Source organism: Labrys sp. KB_33_2, assembly GCF_052114505.1.
GTDB lineage: Bacteria > Pseudomonadota > Alphaproteobacteria > Rhizobiales > Labraceae > Labrys.
In genome coordinates this window covers 1-545 of record NZ_JBFREW010000086.1, presented here as the reverse complement: position 1 = coordinate 545, position 545 = coordinate 1, and the positions used below count along the sequence as shown (strand labels likewise).

The 545-nt window shown below is 56.0% G+C and carries 2 protein-coding genes; both read left to right on the top strand.

Translation table 11 applies throughout. The annotated features are described in order from the left end of the window. Positions 1–189: outer membrane protein (locus AB4037_RS34655; RefSeq protein ID WP_441774688.1), on the top strand; the 189-nt coding region annotated here is incomplete at its 5' end. 113 nt (positions 190–302) lie between these two features. Further along, positions 303–545, top strand: a 243-nt coding sequence (locus AB4037_RS34650; RefSeq protein WP_441774687.1) for a hypothetical protein, incomplete at its 3' end; no start/stop codon positions are given.

Genomic DNA, 545 nt, shown 5'->3' with positions numbered 1-545 from the left:
AATCTCACTCAAACTCAGGTCTGGTCGGCTGGCGCAGGATTTCGTTACGACCTATGGCGCAATATGGCCCTTACGCTCGAATACCAGTTCAATCATTCCAATTCGAAATACAGGCAAGCGGCCCTTTTCAATTCCACCAGTTCGTTCAACCAGAATGTCGTCTCGGTCGGATTGACGTACCATTACTAGAGATCAGCGCGTTCAAATGGGAACGCGCTATGCTGCAACTCTTTGTTTGGACGCATCCTTGCGATTCTTGCCAATGCCGGCAGATCGCAAAACGCCTTAGGGAGCCATCAACCATGCTGGCGAGGCTCACGCTGCCAATTCTTGCCTGCTTGTGGCACGTCGCTGCTGCACAGGCCCAGTCCACCAATGCTCCGACCTGCGTCTCGGAAGCGGATCCACTCGGTTGCGAGCAGGCGCGGGAAGACCTTTCGCCGGAGATGCTCAGGCTGCTTTCGGTCCATCCCCATGGTGGGCAGGCCCTGGAAGAAACGTCCTACCGAATGGCCGTTGCACAGCCTGAGCAGGCCTTCGCACTA